General features: G+C 57.0%; 1 protein-coding gene. It reads right to left on the bottom strand.

The window, feature by feature from the left end; all coding sequences use genetic code 11:
• Nucleotides 1-35: 35 nt before the first annotated feature.
• Entirely contained in the window at nucleotides 36-1,694 is a 1,659-nt protein-coding gene (locus tag E4Q08_RS23660) for a DUF6399 domain-containing protein (protein ID WP_169072210.1), read from the bottom strand.
• Nucleotides 1,695-1,796: the final 102 nt, after the last annotated feature.

Below are 1,796 nucleotides of genomic sequence, written 5' to 3'. Positions count from 1 at the left end.
GGAAGAGGCCGAGGTGCCAAACATNGGCTTCCCACTTAAGCCGGGACAATCTCTAACTTCAATGGGTTATGCACAACCCGGTGGCGGGACTTCCTCGGTAAGGGAAGTTCCCCCATCTGGTTGAGCAGCCAATCGAAAAGATCAGGGAAAGAGGTGCTAAACAGACGTTCGGCTGCGATAGTGCCGTCACTACGTCTCACCCCATAGTTGTGGATAACCGTTAGCGCAGCCAGGCGGCATTTCGTCAGACCTCGCCCGTTATGATACAACTGGGACAAGCGGCCATTGCGCCCTTCGACGGCGGAGGAGCTGCGATGGAACTGTCGCACCATCCATTCCCCCCATTCTAGCCAGCGCTGCAACTCACTCTCGGAGAATCCCGAATGGAACGGGTCTGCTTTCCAGGCCTCTAATGCTCGCTGCCAAGCCTCCTGATACCGTTTCCGGTGAACCCTGTTTTGCGTTTTCCGCATTTGGTAGTGCCAATAGAGTACGGGCAACAGCTTGCTCGTCAGCCATTGCCGAGTCGCTTCATCCAGAGACCAGCCCAGCAGGATTTCTTCTACCCAAAGCCACCAAAAGCTGACGTGACTCGATAAGGCGCCGATCTGGGCACGGAACTTCTTCAGGGCGGAACGGGTATCCTGGATCCCTTGTTGCGCCGCCAGAGTTTCCAGGGCCTGTGCTCGCGTTTCCAGTCCTGCCACTACGCTCTCCGCCGTCGTGCGAGTATTCTCCTCCAGGGAGAAGGGATGGATTTCCTCGGCGATTCCCAGCAACTGCTTCTGGTACTCTTGCTGCGCCTGTTCCACTTGCGCGCGGGCTTCCCAGGCACAGGCCTGTTGTGCCGCCAAAGCCGCCTTTTCCTCGGTACTGGCTCCGCGCGACGGCTGATCAAGGGCCTTCTGGGCCAGTTCGCAGCACTGATCCGCCTTGGCTTTTCGACGTCCCAAGGCCGGTGACAACCAGCGACTGAGGCCATATTGCTCGTGGAACGTATCCGCGCCCGAGGTACACTCAAAGCCTGTGACCGCTAATTTGATCAGGGCCTTCGCCCGGTCACTGATGGCGTGGTTGACTTCGATACCCAGTGCTTCCAGGCGCGGGGTCACCTGGGCAAACCAGGTATCGAAACCCCGGTCCTTCTGAATCGACTCCAGCAATAGGTAGCCCGAGGACAAATCCATCAGCACCAAGATCAGAATCTCCCCAAAGAACGTCTCATCCGCGGCCACCACCGCTTGGCGTGTCCGCGTCGGTACCGAGGCTTCACACTGTTGCTGAAACAGGGGCAACAGCGCTTCCATCCGGCTGAGTTGGGTCTGCAAGGCGCTGGGAGACACCCCCACATGGGTATGAAGGCGGATCAATTGGAAGAAATCCGACAAGGCACCCGCCCCCACATGATGTTGCAGCCCGAACGTGTACAGCACAGCAAATACCAGCAATCTCAGCCATGCCTCCCCCTCTTCGGTTTCCCAAAACCCCGATTCAGGATGTCGGTTCCTACGGGCTTGCGCTTGCAGGTGGCGATGAACACTGCTTTTCGGGCGATGAATTAATTCCCCCACTGCACGCAGGCTTCGTTTTCCCTGGTCTGTAAGTGCGGCAAAAATGACGCGGCTGGTTGTCCGTATGGCTTGAGTCGTAGAGTTTTTTTTGTCATAAAACTGATGATACAGGAGATGCGGCAACCAGTTCCCATCTCCTCAGCTCCCTTCATCCTCAGACTCTATCGGTAGCATGACTGTCCCGCTTTAAGTGGGAAGCCGTGTCGAGCGTACTGACATCGGCAT

Source organism: Candidatus Accumulibacter contiguus, assembly GCF_012940005.1.
Lineage (GTDB): Bacteria > Pseudomonadota > Gammaproteobacteria > Burkholderiales > Rhodocyclaceae > Accumulibacter > Accumulibacter contiguus.
Note: the sequence above shows the minus strand (reverse complement) of the source record. Positions and strands in the feature narration are given on the sequence as shown.